General features: G+C 67.4%; 18 protein-coding genes and 1 tRNA gene. 6 read left to right on the top strand and 13 right to left on the bottom strand.

Going from position 1 to position 18,232, the window contains the following annotated elements; all coding sequences use genetic code 11:
- The first annotated feature begins 111 nt into the window (after positions 1–111).
- On the top strand, positions 112–1,275 hold the full coding sequence (dnaJ, locus tag ASF26_RS08555) for a molecular chaperone DnaJ (RefSeq protein ID WP_056252209.1): 1,164 nt from the start codon (positions 112–114) through the stop codon (positions 1,273–1,275).
- Between the two features lie 184 nt (positions 1,276–1,459).
- The gene (locus ASF26_RS08550; RefSeq protein ID WP_056150144.1) at positions 1,460–2,095 is read left to right on the top strand and encodes an rRNA adenine N-6-methyltransferase family protein; all 636 of its coding nucleotides are present in this window, start codon (positions 1,460–1,462) and stop codon (positions 2,093–2,095) included.
- Positions 2,096–2,154: 59 nt separating this feature from the next.
- Here ASF26_RS08550 and ASF26_RS22625 read toward each other — a convergent pair whose 3' ends face one another.
- From ASF26_RS22625 to ASF26_RS08525, 5 genes are all read right to left on the bottom strand, one after another.
- Positions 2,155–2,541, bottom strand: coding sequence for a hypothetical protein (locus tag ASF26_RS22625; RefSeq protein WP_156462921.1), 387 nt, complete (start codon positions 2,539–2,541; stop codon positions 2,155–2,157).
- A gap of 228 nt (positions 2,542–2,769) precedes the next feature.
- Positions 2,770–4,071: a thymidine phosphorylase gene (gene deoA / locus ASF26_RS08540; protein WP_056252202.1), complete on the bottom strand. Its 1,302-nt coding sequence runs from the start codon at positions 4,069–4,071 to the stop codon at positions 2,770–2,772.
- Positions 4,068–4,814 carry a deoxyribose-phosphate aldolase gene (gene deoC / locus ASF26_RS08535; protein ID WP_056252199.1) on the bottom strand — a complete coding sequence of 249 codons (747 nt, stop codon included), beginning with the start codon at positions 4,812–4,814 and terminating at the stop codon, positions 4,068–4,070. The genes deoA and deoC overlap by 4 nt, the downstream gene beginning before the upstream one ends.
- Positions 4,815–4,823: 9 nt before the next feature.
- The gene (locus ASF26_RS08530; protein WP_056252197.1) at positions 4,824–5,633 is read right to left on the bottom strand and encodes a purine-nucleoside phosphorylase; all 810 of its coding nucleotides are present in this window, start codon (positions 5,631–5,633) and stop codon (positions 4,824–4,826) included.
- Entirely contained in the window at positions 5,626–6,063 is a 438-nt protein-coding gene (locus ASF26_RS08525) for a cytidine deaminase (protein WP_056252194.1), read from the bottom strand. The genes ASF26_RS08530 and ASF26_RS08525 overlap by 8 nt, the downstream gene beginning before the upstream one ends.
- 189 nt (positions 6,064–6,252) lie before the next feature.
- Here ASF26_RS08525 and ASF26_RS08520 point away from each other — a divergent pair, with 189 nt between their 5' ends.
- Positions 6,253–6,477 carry a DUF2093 domain-containing protein gene (locus ASF26_RS08520; RefSeq protein ID WP_018042140.1) on the top strand — a complete coding sequence of 75 codons (225 nt, stop codon included), beginning with the start codon at positions 6,253–6,255 and terminating at the stop codon, positions 6,475–6,477.
- On the opposite strand, the gene lpxK is transcribed toward ASF26_RS08520, so the two are convergent.
- The 3 genes from lpxK to ASF26_RS08505 are packed head-to-tail and all read right to left on the bottom strand — an operon-like array spanning position 6,422 to position 9,506.
- The gene (gene lpxK / locus ASF26_RS08515) at positions 6,422–7,453 is read right to left on the bottom strand and encodes a tetraacyldisaccharide 4'-kinase (protein WP_056252188.1); all 1,032 of its coding nucleotides are present in this window, start codon (positions 7,451–7,453) and stop codon (positions 6,422–6,424) included. The two genes, ASF26_RS08520 and lpxK, sit on opposite strands and share 56 nt — an antisense overlap.
- Positions 7,453–8,757, bottom strand: coding sequence for a 3-deoxy-D-manno-octulosonic acid transferase (locus tag ASF26_RS08510; RefSeq protein WP_056252185.1), 1,305 nt, complete (start codon positions 8,755–8,757; stop codon positions 7,453–7,455). Before ASF26_RS08510 ends, lpxK begins: the two co-directional genes overlap by 1 nt.
- Complete coding sequence (locus ASF26_RS08505) at positions 8,754–9,506, bottom strand: lysophospholipid acyltransferase family protein (RefSeq protein ID WP_056252182.1); 753 nt, start codon at positions 9,504–9,506, stop codon at positions 8,754–8,756. Before ASF26_RS08505 ends, ASF26_RS08510 begins: the two co-directional genes overlap by 4 nt.
- Before the next feature lie 695 nt (positions 9,507–10,201).
- Here ASF26_RS08505 and ASF26_RS08500 point away from each other — a divergent pair.
- Positions 10,202–11,107, top strand: coding sequence for a metallophosphoesterase (locus tag ASF26_RS08500; protein ID WP_056252180.1), 906 nt, complete (start codon positions 10,202–10,204; stop codon positions 11,105–11,107).
- A 25-nt stretch (positions 11,108–11,132) separates the two neighbouring features.
- Here the strand turns inward: ASF26_RS08500 and ASF26_RS23085 are convergent, their stop codons facing one another.
- From ASF26_RS23085 to ASF26_RS08490, 3 genes are all read right to left on the bottom strand, one after another.
- Positions 11,133–11,294 carry a hypothetical protein gene (locus tag ASF26_RS23085; protein WP_018042146.1) on the bottom strand — a complete coding sequence of 54 codons (162 nt, stop codon included), beginning with the start codon at positions 11,292–11,294 and terminating at the stop codon, positions 11,133–11,135.
- Between the two features lie 415 nt (positions 11,295–11,709).
- Positions 11,710–12,153 (bottom strand): GDSL-type esterase/lipase family protein, encoded by a 444-nt coding sequence (locus tag ASF26_RS08495; RefSeq protein WP_156462920.1) that lies wholly within the window; start codon positions 12,151–12,153, stop codon positions 11,710–11,712.
- Positions 12,154–12,488: 335 nt separating this feature from the next.
- Positions 12,489–12,564 (bottom strand) — tRNA-Glu (locus ASF26_RS08490).
- Between the two features lie 95 nt (positions 12,565–12,659).
- On the opposite strand from ASF26_RS08490, the gene ASF26_RS08485 reads away from it, so the two are divergent.
- Together ASF26_RS08485 and rpoH are read left to right on the top strand one after the other, a co-directional pair.
- Entirely contained in the window at positions 12,660–13,661 is a 1,002-nt protein-coding gene (locus ASF26_RS08485; RefSeq protein ID WP_056252173.1) for an RluA family pseudouridine synthase, read from the top strand.
- A 290-nt stretch (positions 13,662–13,951) separates the two neighbouring features.
- Complete coding sequence (gene rpoH / locus ASF26_RS08480) at positions 13,952–14,842, top strand: RNA polymerase sigma factor RpoH (RefSeq protein ID WP_056252170.1); 891 nt, start codon at positions 13,952–13,954, stop codon at positions 14,840–14,842.
- A 189-nt stretch (positions 14,843–15,031) separates the two neighbouring features.
- Here rpoH and ASF26_RS08475 read toward each other — a convergent pair whose 3' ends face one another.
- Together ASF26_RS08475 and ASF26_RS08470 are read right to left on the bottom strand one after the other, a co-directional pair.
- Positions 15,032–16,603, bottom strand: a complete 1,572-nt coding sequence (locus ASF26_RS08475; RefSeq protein ID WP_056252166.1) for a hypothetical protein — start codon at positions 16,601–16,603, stop codon at positions 15,032–15,034.
- A gap of 207 nt (positions 16,604–16,810) precedes the next feature.
- The gene (locus tag ASF26_RS08470) at positions 16,811–18,103 is read right to left on the bottom strand and encodes an adenylosuccinate synthase (protein ID WP_056150105.1); all 1,293 of its coding nucleotides are present in this window, start codon (positions 18,101–18,103) and stop codon (positions 16,811–16,813) included.
- Between the last annotated feature and the right edge of the window lie 129 nt (positions 18,104–18,232).

The raw sequence follows: 18,232 nt of genomic DNA, 5'->3' as shown, positions 1-18,232 counted from the left end.
CGTCTCAAAGAAGGAGGGGGACCGGAGCGATCCGGTCCCTCGTCATGTCTGGTGGGATGACGGTGCGGCCCTCCGTAGAGGCGGGCGCGCCGGGGGACGTTGAGGGCGGGTATGTCGAAGCGGGACTATTACGAGGTTCTGGGCGTCTCCAAGACTGCGACAGACGGCGAGATGAAGGTCGCCTTCCGCAAGCTCGCCATGGCCTACCACCCGGACCGCAACCCCGGGAACGCCGAGGCCGAACTCAAGTTCAAGGAGGTCAACGAAGCCTACCAGACGCTCACCGATGGGCAGAAGCGTGCGGCCTATGACCGTTTCGGCCATGCCGCGTTCCAGCAGGGCGGCGCCGGCGGCCCGGGATTCGGGAACGAGTTCGGCGACTTCATGTCGGACATCTTCGATAATTTCTTCGGCGATGGCCGTGGTGCGGCCGGCGCTGGCGGTGCGCGCGGTGGACGCGGAGGCTCTACGCGCGAACGTGGTGCGGATCTGCGCTACAATCTCGAGATCTCCCTCGAGGACGCGTTCGCCGGTAAGACCGAGACGATCACGATGGCCACCGCCGTCACATGTGAAGTCTGCTCCGGCAGCGGTGCGAAAGCCGGCTCCAAGCCCAAGCCGTGTCAGACCTGCGGCGGCTACGGTCGCGTGCGGGCGGCGCAAGGGTTTTTCGCCATCGAGCGCACGTGCCCGGCCTGTCACGGACGTGGTGAGATCATCGACAACCCGTGCGGTAACTGCTCAGGCGCAGGCCGTGTCACTCGGGAGCGCACGCTTTCCATCAACGTCCCGGCCGGCGTCGATGACGGCTTGCGGATCCGTCTGGCCGGCGAGGGCGAGACCGGCCTGCGCGGTGGCCCCGCCGGCGACCTCTACGTCTTTCTCTCAATCAAGCCGCACACGTTCTTTCAGCGGGATGGTGCCGACTTGTTTTGCCGCGTCCCGATCTCGATGGTTATCGCTGCACTATCTGGAGAGATCACCGTGCCCGTAATCGACGGATCGCAGACCGAAGTCCGCATCCCGGCAGGCACGCAGACGGCCAAGCAGTTCCGGATCAAGGGCAAGGGTATGCCGGTTCTTCGGTCCCGCGATGTCGGCGATCTTTATATTCAGGTGTTCGTCGAGACGCCTCAGAACCTGTCGAAGCGCCAGCGTGAACTGCTTCAGGAGTTCACCAGCACGGCATCGGACGAGAACCACCCTGAAAGTGCAGGGTTTTTCTCGAAGGTCCGCGATTTCTTCGATGGGTTGAGCGGTGTTGCACGGTCGTGACGCTCTGCGATGTCACAGGCGGCGGATCGAAACGGCCTGGTTCCCGTTGTGGCTGTGGCGGCGCTGCATCGTCGCCAGTAGCACGACGCGTTGCTCCCGCCCTATGCTGAGCTTCGACCTTGACGGGCACTGGCTTTCGTCGTCTAGCCTTAACTCCCCATGCGTGATCTGAGGACATTGGATCTTGCCTCCGCTCCATCGACCCAGTGCTAAAGCCTATGCCGCCACCGGATCGGTCCGTGAACGGCGGGAGCCGCTGGAAGATGAGGCGCGTTTCCTGCGATCTTGGTTCGAGCGGCCGCTTGTCACCGGCTCGGTAACGCCGTCGGGTAAGATGCTTGCCCGCATGATGGCGTCCTACGTCGACCCCCGCGTGCCCGGCCCCGTCATCGAGCTCGGTCCCGGTACCGGTCCCGTCACCGAGGCCCTGATACGTCGTGGCATCGAGCAGGAGCGGCTCGTCCTGGTCGAGTACAATCCGGATTTCTGCAAGCTACTGCAGAAGCGCTTTCCACGCGCCACCATCCTGCGCGGTGACGCCTACAACATTCGCGAGACCATCGGCGACCTTCTCACCGAGAAGGCTGCGGCTACCGTTTCCAGCCTGCCTCTGTTCACCAAGCCTTTGGAACAGCGTCTCGATCTTCTGAACGCCACACATACGCTCATGCATGCGGGCTCGCCTTTCGTGCAGTTCACCTATGCGGTGGTGCCGCCGATCCCCGAGCGTTGCGATGCGGGTAGCTACACGGCCAGCCGGTCCAGCCGGGTTTGGCTCAACCTGCCGCCAGCGCGAGTCTGGGTCTACCGCCGTCCCTGAGGGACCGCCGCAGAACGTCGCCTGAAGACGTAGCTCATCCGCGGTTCAGCCCATCGCTCCTACCGTTCGATCACTGCGCCGGGATCGCCCCGGCGTCGCAATCGATGGAGACTGACATGGCGTTTCGCGCATTCGCACAGCGGACGAGGGGTTGGCTCGCAGCCGCAGCACTCGCCCTCGGCGTCATCGGCATCGCGCCGGGTATCGTTCAGGCGGCACCGCTTGCTCCGGCCGTTGCCTTGGCCGAGCCAGCGCAGACGGGCATTGTCCCAGTCCAGTATGGCTGGGGCGGTCACCACCACCACCATCGCAGACACCATGGCTGGGGTGGACATCACCGCCATGGCTGGGGCGGTCACCGGGGGTACGGCTGGGGCGGTCATGGCCATCACGGATGGCGTCCGCGTCACCATGGCTGGGGTCACCACCACCATCATCACCATCATGGGCATCGCCACGGCGGCCACTACCGCTTCTAGTGGAAAGGCCTCGGCGGGTTCATCCGCCGGGGCCTCGCTCTTTGCTCTCCCATCGCGGCCGGTCGGATGGCGGATGGTTCGAGGGATCGATCTCACATCGGCTTTCCACGTTCGCAATCGGTCGGCAAAGCCAGTCGATCCCTGGAATGGACGCGCGCGGCGTCGTTTCACAGCGCGTGCCGGCTGCCGAGCTCTTCAGGCTATCCGCTCGATGATGGCCAGTCGCGGTAAAGGGGCGTCGGGTGTGATCCGGTAAGCAGCCCGCAAAGCTCTTTCGGCGGCATCGGCTTGGGTTTCGTTGCGGGCATGGACGATGCCGAGAAGGTCGGCGGCATCTCCGGGACGGGCCAGAGACGAAAGACCTACCGCCGGGTCGATGCCGTCCTGAGGCCTAGTGCGCCCGCCGCCCAGTGCGATGACGGCAAGCCCGATCTCGCGGGTCTCGATTTGCGAGACGACGCCCGTCGTGAGAGATCTCACCGCGCGGACCACCGGTGCGACGGGGCAATACCGGTCGGACTTTTCGATGAAATCGGCAGGGCCACCCAACGCGGAAACCATGCGCCCGAAGATCTCGGCGGCCCGTCCGGAATCGCGGGCGTCTTCGACCTTTCGGGACGCCTCGGCGATGTCCGTGGCGAGACCGCCGAGCAGCAGCATCTCGGCGCAGAGCGCCACGGTGACGGCATGGAACGCTGGTTCGCCGGAGCGACCGGTGAGGTAATCCACGGCATAGGCCACTTCGAGGGCGTTGCCCGCGGTGGAGGCAAGGGGCGCGTCCATATCGGTGATGAGCGCAACGGTCTTCAGGCCGGCACCGTTGGCGACGGCGACGATACTTTCGGCGAGAGCCCGTGCTTCATCGGTTCCCGCCATGAAGGCGCCGGAGCCGGTCTTCACATCCATCACGAGGCCGCCGAGACCGGCCGCGAGCTTCTTCGAGAGGATAGACGCCGTGATCAGGTCGAGGGATTCCACCGTGCCGGTCACATCGCGGATGGCGTAGAGGCGCCGATCCGCCGGGGCGAGATCGGCCGTCTGTCCGATGATGGCGCAACCGATGGAACGGGTGACGCTGCGGAAACGGTCGAGACCAGGCGTGGCGTCGTAGCCGGGAATGCTTGCGAGCTTGTCGAGGGTGCCGCCGGTATGCCCGAGGCCCCGGCCGGAGATCATCGGCACGTAGCCACCGCAGGCGGCGACCATCGGGGCGAGGGCGAGACTCACCGTATCGCCGACGCCCCCGGTCGAATGCTTGTCAAGGACAGGGCCGGGCAAGTCCCAATCGAGCACCGTTCCCGAATGGGTCATCGCCCGGGTCAGGGCCACGCGCTCGGGCAGCGACAGGCCGCGGAAGAACACCGCCATCGCGAAGGCGGCGGCTTGTCCTTCTGTCACCCGCCCGTCAGTGAGACCCGAGATGAAGCCGGTGATCTCGCCATCCGTGAGTACGCGTCCGTCCCGCTTGGCCCGGATCAACTCCTGCGGCAGCATCAGGCGCGCTCCCGGAGGCTTTGGCTCAGCGCATCGTGCAGGCTGCTCGCCCCGATGCGGAAGGTCTTCGGTTCGACCCAGTCCGGTCCCATGATCCTGTCGGCTATGGCAAGATACAGGGCGGCATCGGCCACGGTCCGTAATCCGCCCGAGACCTTGAATCCGACAGGTCTCCCGCTGTCCCGGATGGCAGCGAGCATCGCTTCGGCGGCTTGCGGCGTTGCGGAGACGGCGCTTTTGCCCGTTGAGGTCTTTAGGAAATCCGCTCCCGCAGCGATGGCGAGTTGGCTTGCTTCGGTGATCTGCATGACGTCCGGCATCGCTCCGGATTCGAGGATCACCTTGAGGATCGCGCGACCAGAGACCTCGCGCACGGCGGCGATCATGTCAGTTGGCGTCCGCGCGTCGCCAGCAAGGAACGCCCGATAGGGTAGGACGATGTCGATTTCATGCGCTCCGTCATGCAGCGCCTCGGCGGTATCTTCCGCAGCGCGCTCGATATCCGTGCCGCCTGCGGGAAAGTTGATCACCGTGGCGATGCGGACGGGCGTACCGGCCAGCAACGCGACGCAGCGCCCGATATGCTGGGGCCAGACGCAAACCGCGGCGACGCAGCTCGCTCGGGCCTTTCCGCAGAGCGTCGCAATAGCCTGATCAGAGCAGGAATCGCCGAGATCGGTGAGATCGAGGAGAGGAAGGGCGCGCCGGGCAATGGCGGAGTCCAAATGATGGGGATCGACGATCATACTCCTTTCCTACAGCCGTGCGACGAACGCGTCGATGAGCCGGACGAGGTCGAAAGCAGCGGCGGCCGCCGCGCGCTTGGTCTCGTCGTGATGCGGATCGCCGTCTCCGATTCCGGCGGCGAAGTTCGTTACCACGGAGATCGCCGCGACCTTCAAACCGAAGAACCGGGCGAGGATCGCCTCCGGCACTGTCGACATGCCCACGAGGTCGGCGCCGAGGCGCCCCGCCATGCGGATCTCGGCTGGAGTCTCGAAGCTGGGCCCCGAGAACCATGCATAGACACCCTCGTGCAATGGGATCCCGCAATCCTGCGCCGCTTCGTGGAGGGTCTTGCGGGCTGCCGCATCGTAGGCGCCGACCATGGGGACGAAGCGGCCATCGCCCGTCTCGCCGATCAGAGGATTGAGGCCAGACAGATTGATGTGGTCGCTGAGCGCCACGAGGCTGCCCGGCCCCGCCTGCGCCATCAGCGATCCGGCCGCATTGGTGAGGAGAAGGAGCGGGACGCCGAGCGCCTTTGCGACGCCCAGCGGCACCTTCATGACGGCGGCGTCGCCGGTCTCGTAGGCATGGCTCCGCCCTTCGAAGACCAGAATCCGCCGCCCGGAGAGGCGACCAGTGTGGAGGGTGCCGCCGTGACCCGTGACGCCGGGAGAGGGAAAGCCTGGAATGTCGGAATAGGCGAGGGAGAGGCCGTCTTCGAGCTTGCCGGCGACGAGTCCGAGGCCCGTGCCGGTGACGACGGCGGCTTCGTAGGGACCGACGAAACCGTGGCGCCGGACGGTATCGGTGGCGAGGGAGATGGCTGCGTCAGGCATTGGCGCGCGGGTTCTTGCGGTGCAGATTGTCTGGGCCGAAGGAATCCGGCAGCAGCGCCTGCAGGGTGAAGCTCTGCCGGATGCCCTCCGGTCCGGCGATGTGGATCGGCGTTCCGGGTGCGGCGAACTCCCTGATTCGCTGGCGGCAGGCGCCGCATGGCGTCACCAGATTTGGGCCGTTTCCGATGATGAGAATGGCGGTTATGGCGCGTCCGCCGCCGGCGACCATAGCCGCGATGGCGCCTGCTTCGGCGCAGGTGCCGACGGGGTAGGCGGCGTTCTCGACGTTGCAGCCGGCATGCAGGCGGCCGTGCTCGTCCCTCAGGGCCGCGCCGACGGGAAAGTCGGAATAAGGCGCGTAGGCCAGGGACTTAGCAGCGGCGGCCGCCTCGAACAGAGCCGCGAGGTCCGCGCCGATCGTGTCCGTCATCGCATCGGGTCCGGTGGGAGGTTCCGCGTGCCGTTAGAACAGGAACGCCACCCCCCTGTCGAGCGCCATCGGACCCCCTGTTCGAGCGCCATCGGACGCCCTTTCGATCACCGTCGAACGTCATCGACATGGCGCCGTCACGATCCTAGAACGCTCCTTCGATGGTCTCAGTTGGGAAGCGGGCGAGACATGCTGGGTCGGTTCGAACGCAAAGCCTCCGGCGAGGCGACGGTGGAGTATGGCGACGGCACCATGCGCATCGTGAAGCCAGGCAGTTTCGTGCGCTGCGCGGTGACCGGCGAGCCGATCGCCCTCGACAGTCTTCGCTACTGGAGCGCCGAACTGCAGGAGGCCTACATCACGCCGGAGGCGGTGATGAAGCGCCTGGCCGAGCTGGGGCGGTCGCCGGGCTGAACGCCTCGCCCGCGTGGCGCAGCTGGGCGAGGAGGCTCCCCTCGTCGTCGAACCGAAGGATGACGCCGAGTGCCGTCACCCCGGCGGCGAAATCCGCCGGGAGGCGCACCATGTCCTTTTCCGTCGTCACCAGCATCGCGCCCAGGGCGTCGGCCCATGCCGCGAGCGCGGCGAGGTCCGCTGCACCATAGGGGTGGTGATCCGGAAAGGTCCGGGTCTCAATGACGCTGGCCCCGGCCTGGGCCAGGGTCTCGAAGAATTTCTGCGGTCGACCGATCCCGGCGAAAGCGAGCACGGGCTTTCCCACGACGGCTGTCGGCGCGGTCGGAACCAGCTTGCCCCGATGGACCAGCAGCCCCCGCGACACCGCCTCTGCCGCCAATGCCTCGCCCTGGGCGCCTTCGCCGATGACGACGAGGCCGTGGACATGGCGCCATTGCCGCGCGAGCGGAGCCCGTAAAGGGCCGGCGGGAAAGGCCAGGCCGTTGCCGATGCTGCTGCCGGCATCGACCACCGCGAGGGACAGATCCTTGGCGAGGCTCGGATTCTGAAGCCCGTCATCCATCACCACCACATCGGCACCGAGAGCTCGGCAGAGCCTCGCCCCCTCGGGCCGGTCGCGGGCGAGGATCGTGCGGGCACCACGTGCGAGGAGGAGCGGCTCGTCGCCCACGTCCAGGGAGGTGTGCCGCGTCGGATCCACCGCCACCGGGCCGGCAAGGCGCCCGCCATACCCACGGGTCAGGAAGGCGGGCTCCACGCCGATCCTCCTCAGCATCTCTGCCACAGCGAGGGCGGTGGGGGTCTTGCCCGCCCCGCCCAGGGTGAAGTTGCCGATGCAGATGACGGGGCAGGCCGCCCGCTCGCCCGCGCGGTCCATGCGGGCGGCGACGCGCGAGCCATAGAGATGTCCGAGGGGCGCCAGGAACCGACCCAGGGGATGACCGGGAACATCCCAGAAAGCCGGGGGTCGCATCAGGAGCTGGCCATGGCCGTGAGCTTCATCTGGGCGATGAAGGGGTCGAGAATCGCGAGCGTTCGCTCCACCGCCCCTTCGAACGGCCGCAGGGCGGCGTTGCCGGCATCCGCCATGGCGCGGGATCGAGGCGTGTCGAGGAGGAGATCGCCCACGGCTTCCGCCAGCTCCCGGGCATCCGCCACCATCATCGCCCCACCGGCCGCGTCGAGGGCGCGATAGACCTGGGCGAAGTTCTGGACGTTCGGCCCGTGCAGGATCGCCGCGCCGAGGCGGGTCGGCTCGATCGGGTTCTGGCCCCCGCGCCGTGTCATCGAGCCACCGAGGAACACCAGCGGGGCGAGGCGGTAGAACAGCCCCAGTTCCCCGAGCGTATCGGCGACGTAGAGATCGACGCCGCCATGGGGGCGGCCGCCGCGCGAGCGCAGGGCGCTCCGCAGGCCGACGGCGGTGGCGCATTCCGCGACGTCCACGCCGCGGTGGGGATGGCGCGGCACGACGATGGTGAGGAGGTTCGGCAGTCTCGCCCTCAGGGCCGCGTGGGCCTCGGCCACCGTGACATCCTCGCCCGGATGGGTGCTGGCCGCGACCCAGACCGGCCGGTCGCCGACGACGTCGCGCAGATAGGCGAGCTGCTGCTCGTCCGCCGGGGGCACGGCCGAATCGTATTTGAGGTTTCCGGCGATGCTCACGCGCGGCGCGCCGAGCCGTTCGAAGCGCTCGGCATCGTCCTTGGTCTGCGCGAGGCAGATGGCGATGCGGGAGAGCAGGGCCTCCGCCGTGCGCGGCGAGCGCGCCCAGCCTTTGAACGAGCGTTCCGACATCCGGCCGTTGACGAGGAGGAGGGGGATGCCGCGCTGGTGCAGGGCGATGACCGTGTTCGGCCAGATCTCCGATTCCGCCACCAGCGCCAGGTCCGGCTGCCAATGCTCGATGAAGCGTTCGATCCAGCGCGGCGCGTCGAGGGGCATGTATTGATGCACCGCGCCCGCCGGCAGGCGCCGGCCGATCAGTTCGGCGGCGCTGCGGGTTCCCGTGGTGACGAGGACACTAAAACCCCGGGCGATCATGCCGTCGATCAATCCGACAAGGGAGAGCACCTCGCCGACGCTGGCGCCGTGCATCCAGGCGAGGGAACCGGTGGGGCGGGCTCGCCCGGCAAGGCCACGGCGCTCGGGCAGGCGACCGGGGTCTTCCTTGCCCTTGCGCGAGCGCCAGGCCAGCAGGCCGGCCACTGCCGGCTCACCCACATAGAGCCCGTAGCGATAGGCCTGGAGGGCGATGGTGAGGGGAGGCGTCTTCACGCAAACGGCCCCAGGGCGAGGGAACCGGCCACCGGATCGACGACCCGGTCGAGACGCCCGACGAGGGTGTAGGCGCGGTCGTGTACCCGGTTCATTTCGTTCTCCAGCCGCTGGCGCAAACGCTCCAGTTCCTCCGGTTCGACATCGCGCGGGACGAGGACCGGCTCGCCGAAGACCATGGCGCCCCTGCCGAAGGGCAGCCCGAAACAGGCCTTGTCCCAGCTGTTGAAGCGCAGGTGCCGGCTCGTCACCACCGCGACGGGAATGATCGGCCGACCGGAGAAGCGCGCCAGGGTGAGGATGCCCACGTCGCATCGGCGCGACACCTTGGGCACATCGGCGCTGAAGGCGACGCTCTCACCGTCCTTCAGGGCGCGGATCATGGCGCGCAGGCCTTCCGCCCCGCCCTTCGCCCGGATGTCCCGCACGGCGCGGCCGCGGGCCCCGGAGGCCCGGATGACGCGAACCCCCATCCGGGTGAGAGCGATGGTGTTGATGTTGCCGTCCGCCGAGCGCGAAATGATCGTGGCGATCCGGTCCTGCGGCCGGCGCATGAACGAGATCATCGTATGCTGGCCGTGCCACATCCCGGCGATGAACGGCGACAGCCCGTCGAGCCATGGGTGCGGCCCGGCCGGTTCCACCGTAAAGCGGTTCGTGGCGCGCACGAGGCGCAGGTAGTGATAGGCGGCAAAGCCGAGGCTTTTCTGAACCGGCGGAGACCGGCCGATGCGTTTGAGAAGGCTCATTCACTCGGTTCCACGGGCCGCCGGATCGGCCATCCGTCCAGTCGGTGCCCGAGACGTCCACGCCCGGTTGCGCCGCCGTCGCATCCGCCGAACGTCGCCCGCTCGGGAGCCATAACGGTCCCGCAGGGTCTAACGCCGTTCGAATTGCCCGCGCAACCATGCCGGGACCGCTTCACCCCGTCCGTCCCCGTGGCTCAATCTTCACATGCGTGAGAGCGTCGCGGCGGGAGCGGCGGCGCTTCCGGCAGAGCGCGTCCCTCTTCCCCTTGAGGCTAAAGGCATTCACACATCTCGCGGGCAGCACGGGTCCCCGCTCCTGGAAGGAGAGGGAGCCCTTCGCGCTTCACGCCGAACCTGCTTAAATCGATGGAACGGCTGTCGAGCAGATGTGTGAAGCAAGTTGCTTGTGGGGAGAGGTCAGGAGTGGGGGGCTCCGCCAGCCTCCGCCGGCTGAAGGTCGCCCGACCACCCCCACCTCCAACTCCTCCCCACAAGGGGGAGGAGGGCAGGGCGAGGCATTCCGCGAGATCTGCGGATATCGTCAGGAATGACGGCGCGGGTGTCGAAATCGGTGTGAACGGTCCCGCAGATCAGATGGCGTCAGCCCGGATTCGAAGCCCCGGCCGAAAAGGCTCGAGGCTTGACGCGGTAGCCGGGAGTGACGAAGGCGGGCGCCTGTTTCGAAACGGAGACCGATGTTCCGCCTCGCTCACCTCACCGATCCGCATGTCGGCCCCATCGCCCGTCCGCGCCTGCGCCAGCTTCTGAGCAAGCGGGCCACCGGCTACGTGAACTGGCGGCGCGGGCGCAGCCGGCACCACGACATGGAGATTCTCGCGGCGCTCGTGGCCGATCTGCGGACACAGCCCCACGATCACGTCGCCTGCACGGGGGACCTGTGCAACATCGGCTTGCCGAGCGAGTGGGCGACGGCCAGGGACTTTCTCCAAGCGCTCGGCACCCCGGACACGGTGAGCTTCGTTCCGGGCAATCACGACGCCTATGTGCGTGGCTCGCTCGAAGGTCTGTTGAAGGCCTGCGGCGCCTGGACCTCAGGTGACGACGGCACCGACGGGGTGTTTCCGTATCTCAGGCGGCGCGGTCCGCTCGCGCTCATCGGAGTGTCGTCGGCCATTCCGACGAAGCCCTTCGTCGCGAGCGGCCGGCTCGGCCCCCCTCAAATCGAGACCGTCGAAGCCATTTTGACACGCTTGGGCCGCGAGCCCGAACCGCCGTTTCGTGTGGTGATGATCCATCATCCGCCTCAGCCCGGCGGCGCATCGCCGGGGCGCGAACTGAAGGATGCGGAGACGTTCACGGCGATGATCGGTCGCGCCGGTGCGGACCTAATCCTGCACGGGCACAACCATGTGGGAAGCATCAGCTTCGTCCGCGGGCCAGACGGCACCAGCGTCCCCGTGGTCGGCGCTCCCTCGGCCTCGGCGGTGTCGCATGGCGGCGCGTTGCACCGCCGTGCGAGCTATCATGTCTATGGGGTGACCAGAGCGGACGACCGTTATGTCATCGAGGCCAAGGAACGCGGCCTGACGGAGGCCGGGACGATCGCCGACCTTCGGGTGTTGAAGCTGACGCGGCGATGATCGCTCATCCGCCGGCTGCGCCGTATCAGGCCGTCATTGCCACGAGGGGGCGTTGCGCCTGACGGGTGATGCTGGCTTGATACAGTTCGGCCTGGAGCCGGGTGAGGCCGCTCACGAGGGCCGTCGGCCCGCGATAGACCGTGTAGGTGCCGTCATGGGTCGGTTTGACGTGAATCGTCTGGGACATGGCGTGTCTCCCGGCCTCAACGAATCAGGCGATTCGTTCTTTCGGAGTAGGCAGTGTTAATCGGGCGTTCATGAGCCGCAAGGCCGGCGGCAGCCTATCCCGCCGACATTCGTCATTGCGCCGCACTGTGACGATGCGGCACGCCGGGCGGCCCGCGGCGTGAAACCCGCGTGCGTTCAACGGGTAACCCGCCGGCGCGTGCGGCGCACAACGATCTAGGGGCGTATCTTCGCGATAAGCCTCGGGCGGGCAGGGGCACAGGGCGGCGAGGCTTTTTCGGATGAGGAGCCATGCCGGAGTGCGCAATCGCGGAACGCGTAGCTCCGATGTCGCCGGGGAGGGAACCCCGAGTGTCCATGACGCTCGAGCGGTCGCGGGCGACCCTTAACTTCACTACGAGCCGCTTCGCCAGGCTTTATCCGGCCTTCCGGTTCAGCCGAAGTCCGTCGGCCATGACGTGTGTCGAGAGATGGCCCGCCGCATCGACCATGGCGCCGCCGGGATCGAGGTAGATCACGCACCTGTCGTCGCCGCAGCGGCGGACGAGCTCGTTCACCCGCGCATTCCCCGCGCGTCCGGGCGACGTGGCGTCCTCGCCCCGTGACAGGATGCCATGGTGCAGGATCGTGATGTCCGGCAAGCGGGCCTGGAGGACGCAGATGATTTCCGCGATGCCCAGAGCCGTGTCTTCGGGCCGGCTGCCCTTGTCGGCATTGGTGGTTCCTACCAGGAGCACCACGAGATCGGGCTTAATGGACGGCGGCCATTGTCCGTGATCGAGGCGCCGGAGCACGTCCTGCATGCGATCGCCCCAGACCCCCAGATCGAGCGGCGACCATTCCCCCAAGACAAGCTCCAAGGGCCGGGATCCTACCCTTACGTGATGGAATCCCCCGGGAAGACGAGGTGGTGCGTACTGAGATCCTGTCCGCTGAGCGGCGCGGAGAGCGGAGAGCGGAGTGCTGCGCTAGCGCAATTCGGGCACCGCCAGCTCTTGAGGCCTCGCCTCCTGCGGCATCGGCTGGCGTGCCGGAAGTGCCGAACCGCCAGGCGAGGCGATCACCGATCCTACGGCGCAGAGAAGGCCAAGACCGAAGAGTGTATGGAGCAGGATGCAGTGAATCGCCGCCCTCGAGCCGATCCAGGTGAGGAGGTGAGACCGTGTCGTTCGAACGACTGACTTGCAAGAACCGCTGGCGCTCCCAAGGGGAATCGAACCCCTGTTTTCGCCGTGAGAGGGCGACGTCCTAGACCGCTAGACGATGGGAGCTTTCCGGGCGGTTGGCGATCGTATAGCGACGGTCGGGCGGGGGAGCAAGTGCTGCCGCGCGCTTAAATTTCATCGGCATCGAAAGAGATCGCATCGTGCAAGAACCGCAGGACCGCCGCGTCGTCCTCGACCTGGACGCGCAGGCGGAGCGCATCGACAGGGCGCTCGCCCGCGCGCTGCCGGATGTGTCGCGCTCGCGGCTGCAGGACCTGATCCGCACCGGCCAGGTGAGCAAGGACGGGATCGTCGTCCTCGACCTGTCGCTGAAGGTCGGTGCGGGCGCCGTCCTCGACGTGACCATTCCCGCGCCGGTGGACGCGACGCCGGTGGCGGAGAGCCTCGATCTCGTGATTGTTCACGAGGACGACGACCTGATCGTCATCGACAAGCCGGCGGGGCTGGTGGTCCACCCGGCACCGGGCCACGATGCCGGAACCCTGGTGAACGGCCTCATCGCCCATTGCGGGGAGAGCCTGTCGGGCATCGGCGGCGTGCGGAGACCGGGGATCGTGCATCGGCTCGACAAGGACACGAGCGGTCTCCTCGTCGTCGCCAAGAACGATCTCGCCCACAAGGGCCTCACGGCGCAGTTCGCCGACCATGGCCGCAACGGACCGCTGGAGCGCGCCTATCTCGCCCTCACCTGGGGAGCGCCGGAGCCCCGGCTGGGCACCATCGACGTCGAACTCGGACGCAGCCAGCGCAACCGCGAGAAGATCGCCATCATGCGCCCGGGCGAGGGGCGCACGGCGATCACGCATTACGTCGTGGAGGAGATCCTGGATGCGGGGACCGAAGTCGCCCTTGTCCGGTGCCGGCTCGAGACCGGGCGGACCCACCAGATCCGCGTCCATCTGAGCCATCGCGGTCATCCGCTTCTCGGCGATGCGGTCTATGGCAATGCCTTCAAGACCAAGGCCGCGCGGCTCGGGGCGTCGGCGCGCGTCGCGCTGGAAGCCTTGGGCCGGCAGGCTCTCCATGCTGCCATTCTCGGGTTCGAACATCCTCGCACCGGCGAGGTCCTGCGCTTCGAGAGCCCGATCCCGCCGGATATGGCCGCCCTCATCGCCGAGCTGAGGGCGAACGACCGATCCTGAAAAGGCCGATTGCGTCCGGCCGGGGGAACCCTCGACCGCCGGTCCTGTTGCAGAGGTGTCGCTGTCAAGGGTCGCCGGCAAACAGGTGTGCCGGCGCACCCCGGGCCGCGGCCTTTCGTGTCACCTTCGGGCGATCGGCTCGCTGGCGCGTTGATGGCGACGGTCGAGTCACGGACCGCTACCGCATCGTTTCCTTTCCGAGTAGGCTCGGAGAGTGGGACGGTCGGCTCGAAGAGCGGCGGTTCGTTTCTGGTCTGCCCGTTCGGGGGACCTTGCAAGGAGAGATGACTATGGCAGGCGCACTACCCGTGCTCGCCACCGAGGGTGGCCTTTCGCGCTACCTCGATGAAATCCGCAAGTTTCCGATGCTCGAGCCGAACGAGGAGTTCACGCTGGCCAAGAACTGGCGTGAACAGGGCGACCGCGATGCGGCGCACCGCCTCGTCACCTCGCATCTTCGGCTCGTGGCCAAGATCGCCATGGGCTACCGTGGCTATGGCCTGCCGATCGGCGAGGTCGTGTCCGAGGGCAATGTTGGCCTGATGCAGGCCGTCAAGCGCTTCGAGCCGGACAAAGGCTTTCGCCTTGCCACCTATGCCATGTGGTGGATCAAGGCGGCGATCCAGGAATACATCCTGCGCTCGTGGTCGCTGGTGAAGATGGGCACCACCGCCAACCAGAAGAAGCTGTTCTTCAATCTCCGGAAGGCCAAAGGCAAGATTTCCGCCCTGGACGAGGGTGACCTCAAGCCGGATCAGGTGGCTCAGATCGCGGTCAAGCTCGGCGTTCCCGAGCAGGACGTGATCGACATGAACCGCCGCCTCTCGGGCGACACCTCCCTCAACGCTCCGTTGCGTGAGGAAGGGGAGGGCGAGTGGCAGGATTGGCTGGTGGACAACAGTCCGAGCCAGGAGACCGTGCTCGCCCGCGAAGAGGAGGGCCAGAACCGTCTGACCGCCTTGCGCGACGCATTGTCGGTCCTCAATCCGCGCGAGCGCCGCATCTTCGAGGCGCGCCGTCTCGCCGATGATCCGATCACCCTCGAAGATCTGTCGGGTGAATTCGGGGTGTCACGCGAGCGCGTCCGCCAGATCGAGGTCCGGGCGTTCGAGAAGATCCAGGAAGCGGTCAAGCGAAACCTCGCCACCCGCGAGGCGCCACGGGCCGCCGCCCACGCCTGATTTAGGGCCTCGGTGAGCCTGACTCAGCGAGGCCTGCCTGCGCGACTGCGCGGCGGTGGTCGTCCGCCGGACCTCACGGATACGGACCTGTGTTTCAGGGTCGTGAAACGTTGACGAGACGCTGAAACGGGGGCCGATGACGAAAAAGCCGGTTTCGCTGCTGCGGGACCGGCTTTCTTTGTGTCGCCCCTATCGACGCCATTGCTCGAAGGCGGAGCGGATGACCTGATTGCCCGATGAACCCTTCTCGAAGGTCAGCACGCCGCGAGGCCCGGCGGCGAACTTCATCGGCAGGTCGAACCAGTTGCGGTGCTCCAGAAGGTCGGTGTTGCGGTCCACGTCGGCCTGCAGCGACGACAGGCCGATCAGGAACAGGTTCTCCTTCACGCGCACCGGCAGGCCCGAGACCGGCGACCCCCGGCCGCTCTCTTCTTCCTTTGCACTCAGCAGGCCGACATCCTGGACGGAATGCGTATCCCCGGCCGGACTCGTCGTGGTGAAGGCCAGTTCGATGGTGTGGGAGGCGGGGAAGGTGGCGTCGAGGTTGCGCCGGATGGTCATGACCAGAGACAAGCCGGCCTCGGCGAAGGTCACTCGCCCCCGGATGACGGTTTCCAGCGGCTGGCCCTGCTCACCGTTCATCGCCTCCAGGCGCCATACGACCATGCCCTGGAAGGTGATCGGCTGGGCGTTTCCGCCCGCCGTGTTTTCCTCGAAGAGAACGGCGCGCTGCGCGACGGCCACATCGGGTTGTGTCGGTGGTTTGGTCGGATCGACCGGCGTCGTGGCTGGCGGCCGGGCGAGCGTCTGGCGGGCGGAGGGGTCGCGTCGTTCGGAGGAGGCGGGAGCATCCCCGCCGATCCGGTCGGCATACTTCGCGGCCCCGGAATCGGATGTCTCTTCCTGAGCCTCGGTAGTGCCGGGCTGCAGGTCCGAGGGCTTGTCGCGCAGCATGAAGGCCGCCACCGCGATGAGCCCGACGACGATGAGCAGGACGCTTCCCACGAAGACGTTGCGGATCAGGCGAGGGCGGCCCTTGCGCGGGGCGACGACGTCGATGCGCGGGCGGTTGCGCCCATTGCCGCCATCCGCCGCTGCGGGCATCGTTGCGCCTTCGGCGACCGGCGGCTCGGGCGTCGGCTCGCTGGCCGGTTCCGGCTCGGTCCCTTCGCTCGCGGTCTCATCGTTCGATGCCTTCCGCGCGGCTTCCCGGGCGGCTTTCCTCTCGGCAACCCTGTCCGCGGATTTCGCCTTGCGGGGCTTGATCGGCAGGACCGTCGCGGGCTCCTGGGAGACCGGAGCCGGTCCATCCGCCACCGGCGGCAGCGGCTCGGGCGCCGACGCATCGGGCTGCGCGGCCGGCTGGCGATCCGGCCGGGAAGGGCGGATCCCGAGATTCGGCTCAGGGGCCGGCGGCAGGCCGGGCTCGGTGATGCGGCCTCGCTCGGTATCCGCGGACCGATCGGGCGCCGCCGCTTCCGGCAGCACGTCGCGCTCTTCCGGTACGGCGAAGACCGGTGGCGCGACATCGTTGGCGACGGTGGCGGGCGGCGCACCATGCTCGCTCTCGACCCTGCTGATCGCGGTTTCGAGGGCCTTGCTCTCGAGGTCGATATCGGCTTCGGACAGGGGCGGTTCGAGCGAACGGAGCTGCCCGATCAAGGCGCCGCGTGCCCGGTCGTAGACCGCCTTGCGCAAGGCCGGAGAACGATCCGGCATCGCTTGGAGCGCTCGTGCCAGCAAGGGGTAATAGTCGGCCATCGAACCTCGGTCCGCCCTATACGGGCCGGCCGGCAGGCCGCCCTCTTCTCACTGCAGGGATGGAACACCCTTGGGCGAGGCACGTCGGCATCATCCGCGATGTCCGCCCTTCGGACGAGGCTTCATCCACCCGCACGGCGCTTCATCCCCTGTCATTCGTCCACCGGTTGCCCTGGAGGACCGGTGGGCCTCGCCTCGGCCGGACGCTCAATCCTCGAAGGGATTGTGCATCAGGATGGTGTCGTTGCGCTCCGGTGACGTGGAGAGCAGTGCCACCGGCGCTCCGATCAGTTCCTCGATCCGGCGCACGTATTTGATCGCCTGAGCGGGGAGATCGGCCCAGGAGCGCGCTCCGGCGGTGGTGCCGGACCAGCCCTCGATGGTCTCGTAGATCGGCTCCACCTTGGCCTGCGCGGCCTGGTTGGCGGGGAGGTGGTCGAGCACCTGTCCGTCGAGGCGGTAGCCGGTGCAGACCTTGATCTCGTCGAACCCGTCGAGGATGTCGAGCTTGGTTAGGGCGATCCCGTCGATGCCGGAGGTCCGCACGGTCTGGCGCACCAGGACGGCGTCGAACCAGCCGCAGCGGCGCTTGCGCCCGGTATTGACGCCGAACTCGCGGCCCTTGGCGCCGATCGTCTCGCCGATCTCGTCGAAGAGCTCGGTGGGGAACGGCCCCTCGCCGACACGGGTCGTATAGGCCTTGGCGATGCCGAGCACGTAGCCGATCGCCGACGGCCCCATGCCGGAGCCGGTGGCGGCCTGGGCGGCGACGATGTTCGAGGAGGTGACGAACGGGTAGGTGCCGTGATCGACGTCGAGGAGGGCACCCTGCGCGCCCTCGAACAGGATGCGCTTGCCCGCCCGGCGCTCGTCGTCGAGGAGCTTCCACACGGTGGTGGCGTAGGGGAGGATCGTCGGCGCGATCGCCTTTAGTTCGGCGAGGAGCGCGCCGGCATCGACCTCGTCGATCCCGAGGCCCCGGCGCAGGGCGTTGTGGTGGGTGAGGACCCGCTCGATCTTCGATTCCAGCGTGCTCTCGTCGGCCAGATCCACCACGCGGATGGCGCGGCGGCCGACCTTGTCCTCGTAGGCGGGGCCGATGCCGCGCTTCGTCGTGCCGATCTTCAGGCCGGCATTCGAGGTCTCGCGAAAGTGGTCGAGCTCGCGGTGCAGCGGCAGGATCAGCGTGGCGTTGTCGGCGATGCGCAGGGTCTTGGGCGAGATTTCCACGCCCTGGGCCTGAAGCCGGGCGATCTCGTCCACGAGGTGCCACGGATCGACGACGACGCCGTTGCCGATCACCGACAGCTTTCCGCCCCGCACGACGCCAGACGGGAGCAGGGCGAGCTTGTAGGTCACGCCGTCGATGACCAGCGTGTGCCCGGCATTGTGGCCGCCCTGGAAGCGGACCACCACGTCGGCCTGCTCCGAGAGCCAGTCGACGATCTTACCCTTGCCTTCGTCGCCCCATTGGGCGCCCACGACGACGACGTTCGCCATTCACTTCAACCTGTCCGGTGCCCGCGTGGAAACGCCCCGCCGCGAAGGCGGGCCGACACGCATCTCCGGCGTCTTTCCGCGATCCCTCGCAGGAAATCAAGCAAACCGCGCCCGAAGGCTTGGGGCGCG

This window comes from Methylobacterium sp. Leaf93, from assembly GCF_001422345.1.
Taxonomy (GTDB): Bacteria; Pseudomonadota; Alphaproteobacteria; order Rhizobiales; family Beijerinckiaceae; genus Methylobacterium; species Methylobacterium bullatum.
The sequence above is the reverse complement of the archived record's forward strand: the minus strand, read 5'-3'. Positions and strand labels throughout refer to the sequence as shown.

Coding starts and splice junctions, on each gene's coding strand:
- dnaJ (WP_056252209.1), top strand. CDS start 112: ATGTCGAAGCGGGACTATTACGAGGTTCTGGGCGTCTCCAAGACTGCG.
- ASF26_RS22625 (WP_156462921.1), bottom strand. CDS start 2,541: ATGATGGTGATGATGGTGGTGGTGACCCCAGCCATGGTGACGCGGACG.
- deoC (WP_056252199.1), bottom strand. CDS start 4,814: ATGATCGTCGATCCCCATCATTTGGACTCCGCCATTGCCCGGCGCGCC.
- ASF26_RS08530 (WP_056252197.1), bottom strand. CDS start 5,633: ATGCCTGACGCAGCCATCTCCCTCGCCACCGATACCGTCCGGCGCCAC.
- ASF26_RS08525 (WP_056252194.1), bottom strand. CDS start 6,063: ATGACGGACACGATCGGCGCGGACCTCGCGGCTCTGTTCGAGGCGGCC.
- ASF26_RS08520 (WP_018042140.1), top strand. CDS start 6,253: ATGCTGGGTCGGTTCGAACGCAAAGCCTCCGGCGAGGCGACGGTGGAG.
- lpxK (WP_056252188.1), bottom strand. CDS start 7,453: ATGCGACCCCCGGCTTTCTGGGATGTTCCCGGTCATCCCCTGGGTCGG.
- ASF26_RS08505 (WP_056252182.1), bottom strand. CDS start 9,506: ATGAGCCTTCTCAAACGCATCGGCCGGTCTCCGCCGGTTCAGAAAAGC.
- ASF26_RS08500 (WP_056252180.1), top strand. CDS start 10,202: ATGTTCCGCCTCGCTCACCTCACCGATCCGCATGTCGGCCCCATCGCC.
- ASF26_RS23085 (WP_018042146.1), bottom strand. CDS start 11,294: ATGTCCCAGACGATTCACGTCAAACCGACCCATGACGGCACCTACACG.
- rpoH (WP_056252170.1), top strand. CDS start 13,952: ATGGCAGGCGCACTACCCGTGCTCGCCACCGAGGGTGGCCTTTCGCGC.
- ASF26_RS08475 (WP_056252166.1), bottom strand. CDS start 16,603: ATGGCCGACTATTACCCCTTGCTGGCACGAGCGCTCCAAGCGATGCCG.
- ASF26_RS08470 (WP_056150105.1), bottom strand. CDS start 18,103: ATGGCGAACGTCGTCGTCGTGGGCGCCCAATGGGGCGACGAAGGCAAG.